Annotated in this window: 16 protein-coding genes; 11 read left to right on the top strand and 5 right to left on the bottom strand. The window is 68.0% G+C overall.

Going from position 1 to position 18,363, the window contains the following annotated elements:
• Positions 1–57: 57 nt before the first annotated feature.
• Positions 58–288 (bottom strand): hypothetical protein, encoded by a 231-nt coding sequence (locus tag OV287_RS46320; protein ID WP_267540472.1) that lies wholly within the window; start codon positions 286–288, stop codon positions 58–60.
• Between the two features lie 249 nt (positions 289–537).
• Positions 538–1,200, bottom strand: coding sequence for a hypothetical protein (locus OV287_RS46315; protein ID WP_267540471.1), 663 nt, complete (start codon positions 1,198–1,200; stop codon positions 538–540).
• 131 nt (positions 1,201–1,331) lie between these two features.
• Here OV287_RS46315 and OV287_RS46310 point away from each other — a divergent pair, with 131 nt between their 5' ends.
• The 5 genes from OV287_RS46310 to OV287_RS46290 all read left to right on the top strand — a co-directional run bounded on the left by OV287_RS46310 (position 1,332) and on the right by OV287_RS46290 (position 9,643).
• Positions 1,332–2,756 (top strand): WGR domain-containing protein, encoded by a 1,425-nt coding sequence (locus OV287_RS46310; protein WP_267540470.1) that lies wholly within the window; start codon positions 1,332–1,334, stop codon positions 2,754–2,756.
• 1 nt (position 2,757) lies between these two features.
• A complete protein-coding gene (locus OV287_RS46305; protein WP_267540469.1) occupies positions 2,758–5,835 on the top strand; it encodes a hypothetical protein in 3,078 nt (1,025 codons plus the stop codon).
• Positions 5,825–7,468, top strand: coding sequence for an SWIM zinc finger family protein (locus OV287_RS46300; protein ID WP_267540468.1), 1,644 nt, complete (start codon positions 5,825–5,827; stop codon positions 7,466–7,468). The genes OV287_RS46305 and OV287_RS46300 overlap by 11 nt, the downstream gene beginning before the upstream one ends.
• 279 nt (positions 7,469–7,747) lie before the next feature.
• Positions 7,748–9,352 (top strand): reverse transcriptase family protein, encoded by a 1,605-nt coding sequence (locus tag OV287_RS46295; protein WP_267540467.1) that lies wholly within the window; start codon positions 7,748–7,750, stop codon positions 9,350–9,352.
• A gap of 27 nt (positions 9,353–9,379) precedes the next feature.
• Positions 9,380–9,643 (top strand): hypothetical protein, encoded by a 264-nt coding sequence (locus tag OV287_RS46290; RefSeq protein WP_267540466.1) that lies wholly within the window; start codon positions 9,380–9,382, stop codon positions 9,641–9,643.
• A 196-nt stretch (positions 9,644–9,839) separates the two neighbouring features.
• Here the strand turns inward: OV287_RS46290 and OV287_RS46285 are convergent, their stop codons facing one another.
• Positions 9,840–10,427: a GAF domain-containing protein gene (locus OV287_RS46285; RefSeq protein WP_267540465.1), complete on the bottom strand. Its 588-nt coding sequence runs from the start codon at positions 10,425–10,427 to the stop codon at positions 9,840–9,842.
• Positions 10,428–10,790: 363 nt separating this feature from the next.
• Between OV287_RS46285 and OV287_RS46280 the strand changes: the two genes are divergently transcribed.
• Entirely contained in the window at positions 10,791–11,420 is a 630-nt protein-coding gene (locus OV287_RS46280) for a hypothetical protein (RefSeq protein WP_267540464.1), read from the top strand.
• Between the two features lie 294 nt (positions 11,421–11,714).
• The gene (locus OV287_RS46275) at positions 11,715–12,890 is read left to right on the top strand and encodes a phospholipase D-like domain-containing protein (RefSeq protein ID WP_267540463.1); all 1,176 of its coding nucleotides are present in this window, start codon (positions 11,715–11,717) and stop codon (positions 12,888–12,890) included.
• Between the two features lie 12 nt (positions 12,891–12,902).
• On the opposite strand, the gene OV287_RS46270 is transcribed toward OV287_RS46275, so the two are convergent.
• Positions 12,903–13,625 carry an endonuclease III domain-containing protein gene (locus OV287_RS46270; RefSeq protein ID WP_267542557.1) on the bottom strand — a complete coding sequence of 241 codons (723 nt, stop codon included), beginning with the start codon at positions 13,623–13,625 and terminating at the stop codon, positions 12,903–12,905.
• A gap of 169 nt (positions 13,626–13,794) precedes the next feature.
• On the opposite strand from OV287_RS46270, the gene OV287_RS46265 reads away from it, so the two are divergent.
• A complete protein-coding gene (locus tag OV287_RS46265; protein ID WP_267540462.1) occupies positions 13,795–14,763 on the top strand; it encodes an aldo/keto reductase in 969 nt (322 codons plus the stop codon).
• Between the two features lie 109 nt (positions 14,764–14,872).
• Positions 14,873–15,436: a hypothetical protein gene (locus tag OV287_RS46260; protein ID WP_267540461.1), complete on the top strand. Its 564-nt coding sequence runs from the start codon at positions 14,873–14,875 to the stop codon at positions 15,434–15,436.
• Between the two features lie 6 nt (positions 15,437–15,442).
• Here the strand turns inward: OV287_RS46260 and OV287_RS46255 are convergent, their stop codons facing one another.
• The gene (locus OV287_RS46255; protein WP_267540460.1) at positions 15,443–15,937 is read right to left on the bottom strand and encodes a GNAT family N-acetyltransferase; all 495 of its coding nucleotides are present in this window, start codon (positions 15,935–15,937) and stop codon (positions 15,443–15,445) included.
• A gap of 211 nt (positions 15,938–16,148) precedes the next feature.
• On the opposite strand from OV287_RS46255, the gene argC reads away from it, so the two are divergent.
• Positions 16,149–17,213 (top strand): N-acetyl-gamma-glutamyl-phosphate reductase, encoded by a 1,065-nt coding sequence (gene argC, locus OV287_RS46250; protein ID WP_267540459.1) that lies wholly within the window; start codon positions 16,149–16,151, stop codon positions 17,211–17,213.
• Complete coding sequence (gene argB, locus OV287_RS46245) at positions 17,210–18,058, top strand: acetylglutamate kinase (protein ID WP_267540458.1); 849 nt, start codon at positions 17,210–17,212, stop codon at positions 18,056–18,058. Before argC ends, argB begins: the two co-directional genes overlap by 4 nt.
• The last annotated feature ends 305 nt before the right edge of the window (positions 18,059–18,363 follow it).

Raw genomic sequence — 18,363 nt, 5'->3', positions numbered from 1 at the left:
ATATACCGCGAGGATGAGTCATGAGACATGGCCTGCTTTCCTCCAGATGAAGTTCCGCTACCGCTTCGAGAGAATACGTCCTTGTCCGTCGATGGCGTACTCCGCTCCCGCATCCGGAACGATGAAGCCGGGAGCACATTTGGATAGATCCGGGGAGAGCAGCACGAAGAAGAGATTCTCGTTGGCCTGCGTCACGACCGTCCGATACGTGTCCCAGCGTGCGAGACACTGGAACTCGGGACCTTGCTGGTCCTCGGCCTTGATGTACGGTGGAAGGTAGTCGTTCATGGCTACCGAGAGAGCCTTCAACATGGCCCCATCGAGGCGGACGCCATCTTGGTAGGTGTTTGGGAATTTGATCTGGGCTGCCTCCTCTGGAGGAGCCATCTCCGCCTTGTGGTATTTGTGATACCCGAATCGTTCGAGCAGCACACAGCCCGAAAGAGCCCAGGAGCACAGGAGGATGCAGGGGAGGAGGCGTTTCATATCATCCCATGTTGAGTAGAATACGAGGCTCGAAGACCGATGAAGGACTGCTCAAGGAAGCCAGTCCTTGCCTTCGTATAGGCGGATGTAGCCCAGTTCATGGTAAACCTCGCCAATGGGCACCCACGTCCCCTTGCGCAAGGCTGAAACGATGCGCGTGGAGTTGTTGTAGCTGTAGGCTCTGCATTCGCCGGTCTTCTCTCTGAAGAAGACCATGAGGTGGCGATCCCACACCTTCCCCGTGCTCGTGTCGAAGAACCTCACGGGTTTCCAGTGTGCGGCGGCACTCAGGTCTCGTGGAGAGAACTCCCGGTTGTTTGGATGGGTATGTGTCCCTCCCAAGAGAACGATGTTCGAGTGGGCTGGGTCGTTGAGACTGTTGGGTAGGGTGCAACTCTTGACCAAGGGATCCCAACTGCCTCGAATGTCGGAGAGGTAGCTGAGGAAGTATGCGTTTTCTTCCCGTGCGTAGTAATACAGGGCACAATACTCGAATCCATAGGGCCCATTGGCGGCACCGGGTTGACGGGTCATGATGTCGCAGGACTTTTCGGCCAACTCCTCCAAGGTGTCGTAAGGGCCCGCTAGCGGGCCATCCACTTGAAGGCGTCCGTCTGGCAGGCGTCGCACCCGGACGTCGGGGTTGTTGCCCGCACATCCCAGGGCGTTTCCGAGCAGCGGTAGCAGGACCAGCCAGTAACACTTGGTGCGCATTCCGCCTCCTCGATGCGGTGGTACCGGCCAGGCGGCGATCCTCTTGTCCGGGCTGGTTCGGAGTCAAGGCTTCCGCGATGTCGGTACCTCGGACTACTCTGCACGTACTGCGTCAGCAGGGGGACCTGAGAATGGCCGAGGAACGGACGTACCTGGAGCTGTCAGAGGATGGTGGCGGCTCGCACAAGTTCTACGAGGTGAAGGTGGAGGGGAACTCCCTCACCGTCCGCTATGGCCGCATCGGCGACAAGGGCCAGACGCAGGTCTCCCAGTTCCCGACCCCGGACAAGGCGCTCGCCGAGGCCCGGAAGAAGATCAACGAGAAGGTCCGCAAGGGCTATGCCCCCGCCGTCATGGGCATGCGCCAGAAGCGCTCGGTCACCCGCCGGGAAATCACCAGCGGCCGCTCCAACGCGACCCAGGCCCCGCTCCTCTGGAAGTTCAACTCTGGCGACCGCGCCTTCGGCATCTTCGTGGACGATTCGCGCTGCTGGGTGGGCAACGAGAGCGGCTCCATCTACTCGGTGGACCACGAGGGCCGCTCGCTCTCCCAGTTCCGCCTCCCCGATGGCGTGAAGTGCATCGTCGCCGATGACCAATGGCTCTACGCCGGGTGCGACGACGGCCGGGTCTATGACCTCGGCGGCAAGGTGCCGCGCGTCGCGTACAACATCTCCGACGACGTGGACATCTACTGGCTGGACATCAAGGACGGTGTCCTCGGCGTGTCCGACGCGGGCGGCAAGCTCACCGCCATCAACCACGAGGACGAGTCCCAGTGGACGAAGCAGAGCGTGGGCACCCACGGGTGGATGGTCCGCTGCGACGAGCTGGGCATGTACCACGGCCATGCGCGCGGCTTGACCATGTACGACTGGGAGGACGGCCGCGAAATCTGGCACCGCCCCACCCAGGGCAACGTCATGTTCGGCTGGCAGGAGGAGTCCTCGCTCTACGCCTGCACCAACCTGGGCTTCGTGCACCGCTTCAGCAAGAAGGGCGACGTGGGGCCCGTCATGCAGTGCGACGCGGCCGTGTTCTCCTGCGCCGCGGTGGATGACGGCCGCTACGTCTTCGCTGGCGACAACATGTCCAGCGTCTACTGCTTCGACGACAAGGGCCAGCGGCTCTGGAAGCTGTCCACCGGGTGCGGCTCGGCCTTCTCCATGCAGTTCTTCCAGGATCGGCTCTACCTCGTCACCACCGAGGGCGTGCTCGCCTGCATCGACGCGAGCGAGAAGGCCATCCAGGCCGCGCAGTCCGGCTCGGTGCCGCAGGCCCGCAGCATCCAGGCCCCCACGCCCGTGGCCGCCGTCCCCACTGGTACCGTGGAGACGACGCGCGAGGCGGGCTCCGGTGTCGTCGTGGAGTGCTACCAGGATGGAGCCAACCTGCGCGTGCGCGTGGTGTCTCCCGGCTACCGCTCCGACTGGTACGTGCAGTTCCCCAAGGACATCCGCGAGGCGGGCGGACGCTACGTCGTGGAAGGCGTCCGTGAGTCCTCGCGCGGTGGCTTCTACCGCGCCTATGGCGACATCCGCAGGCTGGTGAGCTGACGTGAAACTGCTCGAGCAGGTGGCGCTGCTCTTCCAGGAAGGGAAGAGCGACAAGGTGTACGAGGTGGACCTCTTGGAGGTCTCCCCGGGCCAGTGCGTGGTCAACTTCCGCTATGGGCGGAGGGGCACCGCGCTGAAGGATGGCTCGAAGACGCCCGTGCCCGTGCCCCAGGCCGAGGCCAAGCGCGTCTTCGACAAGCTCGTCCAGTCCAAGCTGGACTCGGGTTATGTGCGAGGTGGCGCGCCCGGTACGCCTGTGCCGCCGCTTGCGCCCCGGGCTCCCGCGGCCCCGCCGCCTCCGAGGGTGGAGGCCCCGGCCGGTCTGTCGCCTCGGGAGAGCGCCATCCTGTCGCAGCTTCAGCAGGAGTCCACGGCCCGGCAGTGGTTCCGCCGCGCCAATGTGCGTGCCCAGCCTCGCTCCCTGGAGCGTGTCATCTGGCGCGCGGGTGAGCTGCGGCTGCGCGCCGCCGAGCCTCTGCTGCTGCCCCTGTTGGAGCGCGCCACGCCCCTGCGTGCCTACAGCGTCGCCGCGGCCCTGGGGCGTCTGGGCTCCGAGGCGTCTGTGTCCGCGCTCGGGCGGCTCTATGGGGACGCCTCCACGCCGGACATGGTGCGCCGCATCGCCACCGAGGCGCTGCTGCAACTCTCCGACGAGGCCACCCGCGCTGACTTTCGCCGGGACGTGCTGGAGAAGCTGCCCCCCGCGCTGCGCGAGCCGGTCCAGGCAGGGAACGTGGAGGCTTTCGGCAAGGCGCTCGATGCGCACCTCGCCTCTGGGAAGCCAGACGCGCTCAATGTCCTCGAGCCCCTCTACCTGGTGAACTCGGAGGCAGTGCGGCCTGCCTTCCTGCGCGTGCTGCGCACCGTGCCCTTCAACCTGCAATCGGTGAAGGTGTTGCGCCACCTCTTCAAGGTGGCCGAGTACCGCTACGACGGCGAGGTGTTCGGCCTCATCGCCTGGCGCTACGAGAAGGAGCGCACGCTCGGAAGCAGCCGGCCACGCGCCTACACCCTGGAGACGCGCAAGTACCTCCGGCGCCGGGTGTGGCGCACGCTGCGCCGCCTGGGCGAGTTGGAAAGCCCGGAGTTCGTGAAGATGGCGGTGGGCGTGCTGCTCGCCTTCAGCGACTCGGACGCCGCCAGCCCCCGCACCACCGGCTGGGGCCGCTACGTGCAGCAGTGGGACGCATGGTGGCCCTACTGGGCCTTCAATCACCTGCTGCACCGCCACAGCCAGCGCTACGAGCCGGTGGAGAACCCGCTCCTCTTCCGCTGCAAGGGCTCCTACTACCCCGGAGCGCGGGCGCCCGAGGTTCGCGAGGAGGCCTTCCCCAAGCTGTGGGAGCGCACCCCGGCGGGCCTGCTGCACCTGCTGGACGAGAGCCAGTGCGCCCCGGTGCACGACTTCGCCTCCCGCGCGCTGCGCGCCTGCCCGGACTTCCTCGCGCAGCTGGACGTGGACGCGGTGGCCATGCTGCTGGAGCGCCCCTACGAGTCCACCGCGCGCCTCGGCTTCGAGCTGGCATTGCAGCGGCTGGATGCGCGGCGCGAGCCCCGGGCCCTGCTGCTCGCGGTGGCGCGCTCCTCCTATGCTCCCGCCCGTCAGCAGGCCTTCCGCTGGATGGACGAGCTGCGCCATGTCCTCATTGAGGACTCCGGCTTCGTCGCCGGGCTGGCCACCGCGCGGCACGCGGACACTCGTGCCTACGCCGCCAACCTGGTGCGTGGCTCCGTGCTCTCCGAGCAGGCGTCTCGGACGCTCGTGGGCCGGCTGGTGGCGGCGCTGCTGCAGCTGAAGGCGAAGGAGGATGGCCCCATCGCCTCGGACGTGGCCCGCGTGGTGCTCGCCGCGCTGGGGCCTTCTTCCCGCGCAGTGGGGCTGGACGTGGTGCGCGACCTGCTCGCCCACCCGGTGCCCGAGGTGCAGGAGCTGGGTGGCGAGCTGCTCCTGCGCCGCGACCTGCGCACCGAGCCCGTGCCGGATGAGCTGCTCCTCCTCCTCGTTCAGTCGGAGCATGCGCCGCTCCGGGCCTTGGGCCTGCGGCTGCTCGCGCTCCTCGCCGAGTCCGAGGCCACGCTGCTTGCCCAAGAGGAACTCCTCATCCGCCTGGCCACCAGTCCTGTGCCGGACGTGCGCGCCGCGGTGCGCCCGCTGCTCGGACGGCTCGTGGCCGCGAGCCCCTCCGCAGGGGCCCGAGCCGTGGAGTCCCTGCTGGCTGCCCTGTTGCGCCGCCGTCTGCCGGAGGGCATTCCCGCCCATGTGGCCGCGCTCCTCTCCGGAGAGCTTGCTCCTGCCCTGGCCGCGCTGCCGGTGGAGACGGCGTGGCGGCTGCTCGATTCCGAGGACGGTGACGCGCAGAACGTGGGTGCAGCGCTGCTTGCCCGTCATGGTGCGGTGCTGACGGTGGATGTGCCGCGTGCGGTGAAGCTTGCCGGGCACGACGTGCTGGCCGTGCGTGAGTGGGCCTGGCGCTGGCTGGAGTCCCAGGTCCCCGAGGTGCGCGCGGAGCTGGCCACGGCAGTGGGCCTGCTGGACTCGCGCTGGGACGATGCTCGGGCCTTTGGCTTCCGCTACTTCCGCGAGCGCTTCGCCCCGGAGGATTTCTCCCTGGAGGTGCTCGTCTCCGTGGCGGACAGCATCCGCAAGGACGTGCAGGCCTTCGGGCGGGAGATGCTCACGCGCTCCTTCCGCGAGGAGGACGGTCCCGAGCTGTTGCTGCGGCTGTCCGAGCACCCCACCCCCAGCGTGCAGCTCTTCGCCACCACCTACCTGGACCGCTTCGCGAGCGGCAAGCCGGAGCTGGTGACGCAGCTCGCGCCGTACTTCATCCGCGTGCTGAGCCAGGTGAACAAGGGTCGTGTCGCGCGCCAGCGTGTGCTGGGCTTCCTCCAGCGCGAGGGCCGCGGCAGCGAGGCCAGTGGCCGCGTGGCCCTGGAGGTGCTGCACCGGATGTCAGCTACCATTGCTATAGAGCATCGTGCCGCCGCGCTGGAGGCGATGCTCTCCATCTCCAAGGCGCAGCCGTCGCTCCCCATGCCCTTCCTCGTCCGCCCGGTGGAGGTCCGCCGTGCACTTTGAGTATTCGTACGCGGGCAGCACCACGGTGCAGAACCGGGGAGACAGCACCGCGCTGTCCTTCGCGCCGGACGTCAAGCGGCCGCCCACCTTCTTCTCCGGCGAGCTGCGCCAGAACGTGGCCTTCCGTGAGGCCATCTCCGCCCTCCATGACGTGGTGGTGTCGGACCTGCGCTTCAAGCCCAAGGACAAGACGGCCTACAAGCTCTGGGCGGCGCAGCAGGAGCAGGTGGACCTGGCGGCCATCGCCGCGCAGCGTCAGTCCGTGGCCACCCGTCTCAAGGCCCTGCGCGAGGAGCTCGCCGAGCTGGAGAAGGAGATCTCTCGCCGCATGGGCCCCTTCTATGAGGCCCGCGCGCGCTACTACCGCTACCTCTACGAGAAGAACCGCGACTTCTGGTTCGTGCTGGACCCCGTCATCACCGTCCACCCGGACGAGTGCTTCTTCGAGTGCTTCAGCCAGGACGAGTCCAGCTACGGCCGGCTCGGTGCCAGCTACGAGGTGTTCCAGAACGTTGGCGAGTTCTCCTGCGGCACCACCAACATCGACTACTCGTCGCCGCTGTACGACGAGTTCCAGAAGATTCGGTCCTACAAGCGCACGCGCTTCGAGGTGGACCCGAGCGGCTTCACCACGCAGACGGGCACGGACACGGCGTACAAGGAGGTGAAGATCGACCTCCCGGACTCGTGGGTGCGCGGCTTCCTGCAGGTGAACTCGGCAATGGCGCTGCCAGCGGTGCGCTTCACGCTGCACCCCATGGACGTGCACAACTTCCTCTTCATCCTCAAGCGGCACAAGGAGAAGAAGGGGCCGCGCTCCATGCGCTACAAGCTGGCGCCGGGGCAGCCGGTGAAGGTGGTGTTCGAGCCGTGGGGCACGGAGGTGGTGTGCCGGCGCTCGGTGTACGAAGGCGAGGGCACGCACGACATTCGCGTGTGGGGCCGTCGGCGTCTGGGCGTGCTGGAGCGGCTCATCCCCGTGGCGAAGAACTTCACCGTGCACCTGCTGGGCACGGGGCTGCCGTCCTTCTACGTGGCGGACCTGGGGGACCTGTCCTTTACCCTGGGCCTGTCCGGGTGGACGGCCAACGACTGGTCCACCGCGGGCAACTTCGACCTGCTGGCGCCTCGCGGACAGGTGGATGAGTTCACCCGCCGCCGTGTCTTCGATGCGCTCAAGGAGACGTGGTCCGCGAAGCCCGAGGCGCTGGCCTCGAAGCTGGGGCTGGAGCGGGGCGCGGTGCTCGGCGCGCTGTCGGCCTGGACGCAGGCGGGGCGGGCCATCTGGGACCTGAACAAGGGCGTGTACCGGGCGCGTGAGCTGAGCCGCGAGCCCCTGCCCATGGACAAGCTGCGCTTCTCCAACGAGCGGGAGGAGCGTGCCACGCGCTTCCTGGACGCCCGGGCGGTGGACGTGAAGACCCGGCCCGGGGCGGAGGGCTCGGTGGAATTGAGCGGCACGGTGAAGGATGGCGCGAAGGTGCTTCGTCCCTCTTTGCGGCTCGACGCGGACCAGCGTATGGTTTTCGGTGAGTGCACGTGCAACTTCTTCCAGCAGAACAAGTTGTTCCGGGGGCCGTGCGAGCACCTGCTCGCGCTGCGGCTCCAGCACTCACGGGTGTCTCGTACATGAGAAAGGGGAGGGTTCGCGCACGCGGCGGTCAGGGGGCAGTACCTTGCAACCCGGACGGTGTTTCGCCGTCCATGCCTCATGGCCTGTCATGCATCACTGGCCCGCTCTTTACTGTGCGGTACCTCCCTCCCTGTGGCGGCAGCGCTGTCGACCTCGTAGGTCCTGCGCGCCACAGGGAGGGGGTACCGCTTGAGTTGAGACGGTCCAGTCCCGAGAGCAGTACGAAGGTGCTCTCTGACCGCCGCGTGGACGGACTCTCCCTTTCTCTTCAGGCCCGCCATGTCCTCCCAGCCTCCGCGTAACCGACAGGAGCTGTACGACCGCATCCGCGCTGGTTCCAAGGACGAGGTTGTCCTGGAGGAGATGGTGCGCCTGGGCTTCTGGCCGGCCCGCAGCGGTCAGCCCGGAGACCCGGCGGACGTCATCCACCGCCGCAACGAGCTGCAAGGGGAGATTCGCGCGCTCACCACCGAGCAGACCCGGCTCGGCAACCTGGAGGCGATGAAGCGCGAGCTGCGCAAGCGGCGGCTGGAGGAGAGTCGGCGCAAGCAGCAGGAGACGAAGGAGCGGCGCGAGCGCGAGCGGCTGGCGCGCGCCGCGGCGTGGAAGGAGCGCAAGGGCAAGGAGCTGCTCTTCCTGGGCCGGGGCGTGTCCGGTGGCCTGAGTGAGCGCGCAACGGACGAGGCGAAGCTCACGCGCCTGGGGCTGCCCGTGCTGGCCACCCCGGAGGCGCTGGCGCAGGCGCTGGGATTGAGCGTGGGGAAGGTCCGGGCGCTGTGCTTCACGCGCACCGCGTCCACCACCAGCAACTACGTGCGCTTCCTGCTGCCCAAGAAGACAGGCGGCACCCGGCTCATTTCCGCGCCCCTGCCCCGGCTGAAGGCGGCGCAGGCCTGGGTGTTGGGGAACATCCTCGCGAAGGTGCCCGTGCACGACGCGGCCCACGGCTTCCGTGCGGCCCGCTCCATCGTCACCAACGCCCGGCCCCACGTGGGCGCGGGCGTGGTCGTGAACCTGGATTTGAAGGACTTCTTTCCCTCGGTGCTGTACCCGCGGGTGAAGGGTGTCTTCGCGAAGCTGGGCTACAGCGAGGCCACCGCCACGGTGCTCTCGCTGCTGTGCACCGAGCCCGATGTGGAGGAAGTGGAGCTGGACGGGCAGCGCTACTTCGTCGCCCAGGGCGGGCGGCGGCTGCCCCAGGGCGCGCCCACCTCGCCCGCGCTGACGAACATCCTCTGCCGACGGTTGGACCGGAGGCTCGCGGGTGCGGCGCACAAGCTGGGCTTCGTCTACACGCGCTACGCGGATGACCTCACGTTCTCCGCCCACGGGCCCGGGCCGCACGATGTCGGCGAGTTGCTGCGCTTCGTGCGCTGGCTGGTGAGCGAGGAGGACTTCACCCCGCACCCCGACAAGACGCGCGTGCTGCGCCGCGGCCGGCAGCAGGAAGTGACGGGCGTCGTCGTCAACGACAAGCCCGGCGTGGACCGCGAGACGCTCAAGCGCTTCCGCGCCCTGCTGCACCAGTTGGAGAAGTCAGGGCCCGAGGGCAAGCGCTGGGGCAACAGCGGGGATGTCATCGCCTCCGCCGTGGGCTTTGCCAACTACGTGGCCATGGTGGACCCTGTGAAGGGCAGGGCGCTGCAGCAGAAGGCCCGCGCGCTGGAGGCCCGTTACGGGCGCCGGCCCGCCCCGCCGCCTCGTGGAAAGGGGACGAAGGGGGCCACGCAGGCAGGGGGCGCCGTGTCCGCGCCCGTGTCTCCCGAGGCTTCGGCCCAGGCTCCCGTGGCTCCGGCGGCTGCTCCCGCGGCCCCGGTGGCCAGCCCGGACAGCGAGCAGAAGCCTTCCGAACCGCCGAAGAAGAAGTGGTGGAAGCTGTTCTGAGCCGAGACTCGCGGTAGGGTCCGGCGCGTGAATCAAGAAGTCGTCAACACGGACATCGTCATCCTGGTGGTCGGCGCAGTGCTGTGCCTCGGAGTCCTCTACTGGCTCCTGAGTGGCAACGAGGCCAGCCGACTGAAGGATCAGTACTTCCGCAGCGTCCAACTCCCGCGTGCCCAGGCCGAGGAATCCCTCACGCGCCACGTGGCCCGCCTCCAGGAGAAGCACCCCGGCAAGACCGAGTCCTGGTACCTCCGCCACGTCCTCGCGGACCTGGCTCGCGATCGCCGCTGAACGCGTCCTTCGTACCCAGGGGCTCGACGTGTTCTTCCAAAAAGAAGCGGCCTGGACCGCTCAGGAGTAGCGGTTCCAGGCCGGTCTCGTGGGGCGCTGAGGCCGGGTGGGAACCCGGGGCCTCGATACCCTCACCCCGTCCCTCTCCCGGGGGGAGAGGGGTTGTTGGAGAGGGGTTGTTGGGGAGGAGAGAGGCTTAGCGCGTGCCCGTCGCCGCGCAGCGCTGCATCATGTTCTCCAGCTCCAGCCGCGTCTGTGCCAGCTGCTCGCGCCGCATGTCCTGGCGCAGCGCGTTCGACAGCGAGCGCGACAGCGTCTTGATGACGGTCAACTCATCCGACGACCACCGGCGCTCCTTCGTGCAGTCGTCCAGCCGCAGGAAGCCCCACCACTGGCCGTTGATGTTGCCCACGTTGATGGGGCTCAGCAGCACCGACTGCACTGCCTGCGCCTCCAGGTTCACCTGCAGCGGTCCCTGGATGTTGCGCACCAGATCCCAGACCGGCTGCCCGCGCGAGAGCACCTCCACCCAGCCCGCCATTTGATCCTTCAGCGGGAACGTCTGGATGAGCGGCGTCATCGGCGCCGAACCCCACGCGTGCCGCAGCGGCGCCAGGCGCTTGCCCGGCATCGTCGCCGCGCTGTTCTCGTACACCACCGCCCGGTCCACCCCGAGCGCCCGACCCACCATCTCGATGGCCGACATCACCGCCTGGCCAGAGAATCCGTGCTCCACCAGCAGCTTCGAGGCCTCGGTAACCTTCGTGAATGCTTCGAGCGACATCGCATCCTCCGTGCCGAGGGCAATCCCGGACTTGAAACCAGAAAACCACGACTGAGCCGCTCTCCTAGTGACTCATGGGTTCATTGAACATCAAGTGGATTCGGACTGTCAAGCCTGTCTGGATTTTGGTAGTCATTCTGGAATTACAGGAAATGGGGTGCACGCTTCCACCACGCGCTTCTCGGACTGTCCGGCCGGGAGCGTCTCACTCGGAGTGAGGCTGTGAAGGGTGGCCAGCTGGAGGACACCTTGCTCCGTGCGGGAGGTGGATGGTGGACAGAGACGCGCATCGGGAGCCTGGGCTCGGTTAGCCTCGGGTCATCCGGTGCCGGCCACCAGGCCCGGACAGGAGGTCTCGACGGGATGGAGAGCCTGGACTCACGCCTGGAACTGCTGGAGCGCCGCTGCCGCCGCCTTCAGTCCGCTACCTTCGCCGCGCTCGCGCTCGGAGCGCTCGGCGTGGGCGTGGCCCTGCTGCGGCCGATGGGTGCTTCGGCGGGTGGGGAGCTGGTGGCCTCGCGCCTCACCTTGATGGACGACCAGGGCCGTACGCGCGCCACGCTCTCTGCCCAGGACGGGGGCGAGGGGGGACTGGTGCTGCACGATGCCCAGGGGCGGCCCCGAGCCCTGTTGGGCGTGGATGCCAGCGGCTCGCCCCGGCTCCGCTTCGCCACCGCCGAAGGCTCCATGCTCGCCGAGCTCACCGTGTATTCGGAGGAGGCCCCGCGGCTCGTGCTCGGCAACAACAGTGGCACCGAGTTCTTCTCCGTGGGACTGATGCCCGACGGCTCCTCGCGCCTGGAGCTCGGGGACGAGAACGGGCGCCCGCGCGCCATCCTCGGGGCCGATGAGCATGGCGCCCCCGGGCTGCTGCTCGTGGACCGCAAGGGGCAGCCCCGCGCCGCGCTGCGCGTGTCTCCCAAGGACGATGCGAGCCTCGTGCTCGAGGGCCGGGACGGTGAGGTGTTCCGCGCCCCGTCCTCCGTGCAGTAGTCCTCCCGTGGCTTCGCGGACGATGGGGGGCGGAGGGGCAATCCGCTTACACGTGGCACCCTCACCCCGGGGGGCTTGCCCCCCCCTTTGAACGACGGGGGGCTCCTCTCCCGGAGGGCGAGGGGAGAGGGGCTCGGGAGGGTAGGCAGGCGGGCGGGCTCGGGCCCTTCGGCGAGGACTTCCCCGGGCGGGCAGCATCCCTACCTTCCCACGGTCATGGACGCGCCACCGACGGAAGCAGAGGGCTGGGAGGCACCTGACCCCCTCAACCGCCAGCACGAGATGCGCGGTCCCATGGCGCTGCCGCCTGGTTTCCGGCCCTTCAACCATGCGTTCTACCAGTCCACCCGCGTCCGGCTCGAGCCTGGGCACCGGGTGGAGCTCGTGGAGAACGGGGCCATCTTCGACGAGCTCATCGACGCCATCCGCCAGGCCACCGAGTCCGTCCACATCCTCGTCTTCATCTGGCGTCCCAGCGAGCCCTCCGAGCGCATCCTGGAGGCGCTGTGCGAGCGGGCCCGCGCCGGAGTCGCCTGCCGCGTCATCGTGGACCCCGTGGGCAGCCAGGAGGTTCGCGGCGAGCACGACTTCAATCCGAAGGTGGAGCAGCGGCTGCGCGAGGGCGGTGTCGAGGTGCATTACTTCCGGCCACTCTCGGGACGGTGGCTCGGCCGGCTCTTCGGACGTACCCACCACAAGCTCGTCCTCATCGACGGGACGGTGGGTTTCACCGGGGGCTTCGGCATCTGGAAGTCCTGGCAGGGCGAGGGGGACAGTCCGGAGGAGTGGCGTGACACCAACGTGCGCGTGGAGGGCTCCGCGGTGCGCGAGATGCAGCTGGCCTTCGCGCGCTCGTGGCAGGAGTGTGGCGGGGCGCTGCTCCCGGAGAGCTGTTTCCCCGAGCTGCCCCACGAAGGCGAGGGCCACGCGGCCTTCGTGGAGAGCAGCGGGGTTTCCGGAATCTCCGACGCCGAGCGCATGCTGCGCATGGTGTTCGCCGAGGCGCACGAGCGGCTGTGGATCGCCAATGCCTACTTCACCCCGCCCAAGGCCATCCTCGAGCAGCTCTTGGAGAAGCGGAAGCAGGGCGTGGACGTGAGGGTGCTCGCGGCCGGGCCGGTGCATGACTGGCGCATCGTCCGCGCCTCGCAGCGCTCCACCTATGAGCGGATGCTGAAGGGCGGGGTCCGTATGTGGGAATACCAGCCCTCGATGATGCACTCCAAGACGGTGCTCGTGGACGACTGGCTGAGCGTGGTGGGCTCCACCAACCTGGACGCGCTGTCGCTGCACCGCATGCGCGAGGGCTCGCTGGTGGTGGCCGACCGGAGGCTCGCCTCCAAGCTGGAGACGTGCTGGGAGCGGGACCTTGCGCACTCGAAGGAGGTGACGCTCGCCCGCGGTGGGCGCACCAACCCGTGGCGGCGGTTCGCGCGGCGGGTGACGCAGTGGCTCGCCGTGGACCGGTGAGGCCCGGTGTCCTCATCGTGGGTTGCGCACGCCCACCTGCTGGCACATGGATAGCACCGGGCAGGTGGAGCACTTCGGCTGCGTGCCCGTGCACACGTGTTTGCCAAACGGTACCAACAGCCGGTTGAGCTCCACCCAGTGTGCCTGGGGCAGTACGGCCTCCAGCGCGGCCAGGGTCTGCTCGGGCGTGCGTGTCCTCACGTAACCCCAGCGGTTCGTCACCCGGTGCACGTGGATGTCCACGCTGATGCGGGCCTGGCCGCAGGCGATTCCCAGCGCCAGGTGCGCGCACTTGGGCCCCACGCCCTTGAAGGTCTGCAGCACCTGCGCGTCGCATGGCAGCTCGCCGCCAAACTCCTCCACCGCGCGCGTGGCGATGGTGTGGATTGTTCCTGCCTTCGGCTCATGGAACGTCACCGGGCGGATGAGGGCGTCGATGCGCTCTGGCCCCAGGTGGCGCATCGCCTCGGGTGTGCGGGCCTGGGACAGCAGTCGCAACGCCACGGGCAGCGTCACCTCGTCTCGTGTGCGAATGGACAGGATGCAGCCCACGAGCTGCTCGAAGAGGCTCGCGTGGCCGCGTGCCGCCAAGTCGAACATGGCGGCGTCCGCGAAACCTCGGATGGACTCGCGCACCCGTGCGAGCGCCATGTCGATGTCGAAGGGCTCCTTGTCTGCGCGGGAAGAAGCCTGCTTTCGAGCTGCTGGGGGCAGGGATTTTCCGGAGGGTTTCATCTTCCCCAAGAAGATGGAGATGACCTCGGAAGTTGGCTCCCAGGTGCCGTCGCGCCGCCAGGTGAGCGAACTGCCGGGCGTCGGCATGCTGGATTTCCGAGCAAAGAAAAGCACGCGGGTTTCCCGTCGTGCTGGCACCATCTTACGCGGCCATCAGGAGGGACACGCGGTGATACAGCGAAGACTGGGGCGCTCGGACATCGAGATCTCCGCCATTGGATTGGGGTGCTGGCAGTTCTCCGAGGGCTTCGGCCTGGCGGGTGGCTTCTGGGAAGCACTGCCCTCCCAGACGGTCGAGGAGATCATCGACGCGTCCCTGCGGGGCGGCATCAACTGGTTCGACACCGCTGAGGCCTACGGGGATGGCCGCTCGGAGCGTGCCCTCGCCAGTGCACTCACCCGGCTGGGAAAAAAGCCCGGCGACGTCGTCATCGCCACGAAGTGGTTTCCCTATCCGTTTCGCAGTGCCTCCAGCATCGTCAAGACGATTGGCGATCGGCTCTCGCACCTGAGTCCCTTCGGGATCGACCTGCATCAGATTCACCAGCCCTTCGCGTTCACCACGGTCGCGGCCCAGTCCAACGCGATGGCGGACCTGGTCCAGGCGGGGAAGATTCGCACGGTGGGGGTCAGCAACTTCTCCGCGAAGCGGATGCGCGCGGCGCATGAAGCGCTCGCCCGCCGGGGGGTCCCGCTCGTCTCCAACCAGATGAAATACAGCCTGCTCGACCGGCGGATCGAATCGAACGGGGTGCTCGCCGCCGCCAAGGAGCTGGGCATCACCATCATCGCGTACTCGCCGCTCGCGCAGGGCCTGCTCTCGGGCAAGTTCCACGAGGACCCGTCGCTCGTCCGCACCCGCGTGGGCCCGCGTAAGTTCCTGCCGAGCTTCCGCGCCAAGGGGCTCGAGCGCAGCCGCCCGCTCATCGAGGAGCTCCGGAAGATCGCCACCGCCTACGGCGTCACGCCCTCGCAGGTCGCCCTCAACTGGCTGATCCACTTCCACGGAGACACGGTGGTGGTCATCCCGGGGGCGACGAAGGGGCGCCACGCCGAGGAGAACGTCGGGGCGGGGTCGTTCAAGCTCTCGCCCGACGAACTGCGCCGCATTGACGAGCTGTCGCGACAGTTTCTCTGAGACGGCGAGGGCCCTGGACCGGGGCCCGCTTCCCGGGGGTTGTCACGATGCCTACCCTGTGTGCGTGCGTGAGAGTGGCGTCGAACACAGGGAGCGGGCAGGCAACCTCATGGGGAGCGCGGAGCAGGAGCTCATCCGCAGGCTGGAGCAGCGCTTCCGGCGGATGACCGAGCTGCTCTACGACACGCGCGTTCCTCCCCAGGTCCTGGAGGAGGAAATCCTGCCCTTCATTGGGGAGAACATCACCTTCAAGGACCCATGGCAGCAGGGCACTGGCCGCGAGACCTACCGGCGCGGCGCGGCCGGCTTCCACTGCATGTTCTCCTTCGACTTCGACATCTTCCAGGCCAACGTCCAGCTGGAGGAGGGCCACCGGGGCGGCCGGGCGATTGTCGACGGAGTGATGAACCTGAAGCAGTTCAGCTGGCTGTACACGTACCCGCTCAGGACGATCCTCGTTTACGACTTCACCCTCGTGGGGGCCACGGCTGGGGAGCTCAAGCCCGTCGTCCACGTCCACGAGGAGATGTGGAGCCTGGCGGACATGATCGCCGCCGTGCCCGGGGTGGGCCGGTTCTACACGAACGTCTTCCGCAAGGGATTCAGCCAGGGCTTCCTGGCGGCGTCCGCGCTGTGCCGCCGTGTGCGGGGGGCCGCGGCAACGCGGGGTTGAGGTGTCTCAGCGCAGCTCGAGCGCGTACCAGCGATCGCAGCCGAAGTGGCCCGTGGCTCCCATGGGCGCGCAGAGCGGCTGGAAGCCCATGCGCTGGTACAGCTTCTGCGCCTGCTTCATCCCCTCGAGCGTCTCCAGGTAGCACGTGCGGTAGCCCGCCTCCCGGGCGAATGCGAGGCACTGGCGCAGCAGCCGCTCACCTACGCCGCGTCCGCGCACCTCGGGCAGGAAGTACATCTTCCGCAGCTCGCAGACACCGGGCTCACCGCCCTCCAGCGGAGCGATTCCGCCTCCACCCAGCAAGCGGCCCGTCTCGTCCTCCACCACCCAGTAGGCGCAACCCGGGCGTGCGTAGGCCGCGCTCATTCCATTCACTTCCGGATCGTGGATGGCGAAGCCCTGCCCACCCGCGCCGAACTCGGGCATGACCTGGCGGATGATCGCCGCCACCGTCGCGTCGTCCCGCGGCTCGATGGGGCGCAGCTTCAGTTCCGTGCTCATGGGAGGCCCAACGTTCCACAGCCTCCGCTCCGAGGCCAGCCCCGAGCGGTAGTCCGGACGGGTCATACCCCGAGTGTGTGTGCTTCCCGGGCCGAGTAGAGGAGATGACAGCTCCCCATGGCCCGCCGCGTCAGCGGTTCGGTGAGGTGGATTTCCCTGTCAGGGCGCCCCTATACACCCGCCCGGGAAGTCCCTCACGGAGACAGTGCACATGGCCAACAAGGTCAAGGCAGTCCTCATCGGCGGTACCGGTTACGGCGGAGCCGAGATCCTCCGCCGGCTCCTCTTCAATCCGAACGTGGAGGTGGTCCGCGTCACGGCGGTGGACAACATCGGCAAGAAGGTGGGCGACGTCCACTTCAACCTCGCCGGGCTCACGGACCTGAGCTTCCAGGAGATGCCCCCCGCCCAGGCCGTGGCCGGCGCGGACGTGGCCTTCCTGGCCATGCCTCACAAGACCACCGCCAAGGTGGTGCTGGACATCATCAACACGGGCGTGCGCATCGTGGACCTGTCCGGCGACTTCCGCCTGCGCGACGCGGCTGCCTACGCCAAGTACTACGGCGTGGACCACCCGGCGCCGCAGATGCTCACCGACGGCTCCTTCACCTACGGCATGCCCGAGCTCAACCGCGAGGCCATCCGCAAGGCGCGTTACATCGCCAGCCCCGGCTGCTTCGCCACCACCATCGCGCTCGGCCTCCTGCCGCTGGCCAAGGCGGGCCTGCTCACCGGCCCCATCCACACCGTGGCCGCCACCGGCTCCTCGGGCAGCGGCGCCAACCCGCAGATTACGACCCACCACCCGCTGCGCGCGGCCAACCTGCGCACCTACAAGCCGCTCGAGCACCAGCACATCCCCGAGATTCTCCAGACGCTGCGCATTGCCGGCGGCAAGGAGGACATGTCGCTGGAGTTCGTGCCCGTGTCCGCGCCGCTGCCGCGCGGCATCTTCTCCACCTCGTTCGCCGAGGTGCCCGCCTCCGTCACGCAGGAGCAGCTCACCGCCGCGTGGAAGACGTCCTTCGGCAACGAGCCCTTCATCCGCATTGTGGGCGGCGGCCGTCAGCCCGAGGTGGTGGGCGTGTCCGGCAGCAACTACGTGGAGGTGGGCTTCACGCTCGGCCCCGTGACGGGCAACACCCGCCGCGTGGTGTGCTTCTCCGCGCTCGACAACCTGGTGAAGGGTGGCGCCGGCCAGGCCATCCAGAGCTTCAACATCATGATGGGCTGGGACGAGCGTCTCACCCTCGCTGAGCCGGGGCTGTGGCCGTGAGCGGGCTCTCGGACTTTCGCGGGCGCTGGTTCGTCGTGAAGATTGGCGGCGAGCTGGCCATGGACAAGCCGAAGCTCGCCGCGAGCGTGGGCGCCGCCGTGCGCGCCTTCCTCGACGCGGGCATCCGCGTGGCCGTCATCCACGGCGGCGGGCCCCAGGCCACCGAGATGCAGAAGAAGCTCGGTCTGCAGCCGAAGATGGTGGCCGGCCGCCGCTACACCGACGAGGCCACCCTCGAGGTGATGAAGATGACGCTCGCGGGCCAGGTGTCCGTGGACGTGGCCTCGGCCTTCCGCATCGCCGGCGTGCCCGCCCTGTGCACCACGGGCATGTCCGCCGGGCTCATCGAAGCGAAGCGCCGGCCTCCCAAGGTCATGAGCGGCGCGGGCCCGGAGCCGGTGGATTTGGGACTGGTGGGCGATGTCACGGGCGTGAACACCGAGGCCTTCCAGCGCATCTCGGACGCGGGCTTCGTGCCCGTGCTCGGCTCGCTGTCCGGTGACGCGCAGGGCAACGTCCTCAACATCAACGCGGACACCGTGGCCACCCGCGTGGCCGCGAAGCTGGGGGCGGCCAAGCTGTTCCTGGTGTCCAACGTGCCCGGCGTGCTCGCCAACAAGGACGACCCGTCCACCCGCCTGCCCACCCTCACCCCCGCCGAGGCCCGCGCCAAGATTGCCTCCGGCGTCATCCAGGGCGGCATGATTCCCAAGGTGGAGGAGAGCCTGGAGATGCTGGAGGAGGGCATCGAGGCCATCCACATCGTGGGCATTTCGCCCAACGATGCCGTGCTGCGCGAGGCCGAGAAGCCCGGCAGCCAGGGCACCGCGTTCCTGCGCGGGTAGTGGAAGGGCTCGTGCTCGTGTCCCCTGTGCGGAGGATGCACGGGGGCGCGGGTGTACGGAACTGGTTGAGGCTAGTCCTGCTGTGTCATAAAATTCGTTCTCCCTCGGGAAACGACGTGCTGGCAGAGCCGTTGGAGTAGGGAGTTCCCGAGGGAAAGCCAGATGTTTATGACACAGTAGAACTAGCGATGCCACCCACAGTAGCCACGGCTACCTGGCAAGGCAGGCGTTATGCAATTTCTCTTCTTGCACAATTCGCCATCGCCTTCACTCCACCAAGATGGACCCATGAGTTGTAAGGTGGC

The organism is Archangium lansingense (genome assembly GCF_026626635.1).
GTDB lineage: Bacteria > Myxococcota > Myxococcia > Myxococcales > Myxococcaceae > Archangium > Archangium lansingense.
This window is presented reverse-complemented; position numbering and strand designations above follow the sequence as displayed.

Bases quoted from the DNA above. Each gene is read 5' to 3' on its own strand.
- OV287_RS46275 (WP_267540463.1), top strand. From the start codon at position 11,715: ATGGCGCTGCCGCCTGGTTTCCGGCCCTTCAACCATGCGTTCTACCAG.
- OV287_RS46285 (WP_267540465.1), bottom strand. From the start codon at position 10,427: ATGTCGCTCGAAGCATTCACGAAGGTTACCGAGGCCTCGAAGCTGCTG.
- argC (WP_267540459.1), top strand. From the start codon at position 16,149: ATGGCCAACAAGGTCAAGGCAGTCCTCATCGGCGGTACCGGTTACGGC.
- OV287_RS46260 (WP_267540461.1), top strand. From the start codon at position 14,873: ATGGGGAGCGCGGAGCAGGAGCTCATCCGCAGGCTGGAGCAGCGCTTC.
- OV287_RS46280 (WP_267540464.1), top strand. From the start codon at position 10,791: ATGGAGAGCCTGGACTCACGCCTGGAACTGCTGGAGCGCCGCTGCCGC.
- OV287_RS46255 (WP_267540460.1), bottom strand. From the start codon at position 15,937: ATGAGCACGGAACTGAAGCTGCGCCCCATCGAGCCGCGGGACGACGCG.
- OV287_RS46310 (WP_267540470.1), top strand. From the start codon at position 1,332: ATGGCCGAGGAACGGACGTACCTGGAGCTGTCAGAGGATGGTGGCGGC.
- OV287_RS46295 (WP_267540467.1), top strand. From the start codon at position 7,748: ATGTCCTCCCAGCCTCCGCGTAACCGACAGGAGCTGTACGACCGCATC.
- OV287_RS46270 (WP_267542557.1), bottom strand. From the start codon at position 13,625: ATGAAACCCTCCGGAAAATCCCTGCCCCCAGCAGCTCGAAAGCAGGCT.
- OV287_RS46315 (WP_267540471.1), bottom strand. From the start codon at position 1,200: ATGCGCACCAAGTGTTACTGGCTGGTCCTGCTACCGCTGCTCGGAAAC.
- OV287_RS46320 (WP_267540472.1), bottom strand. From the start codon at position 288: ATGAACGACTACCTTCCACCGTACATCAAGGCCGAGGACCAGCAAGGT.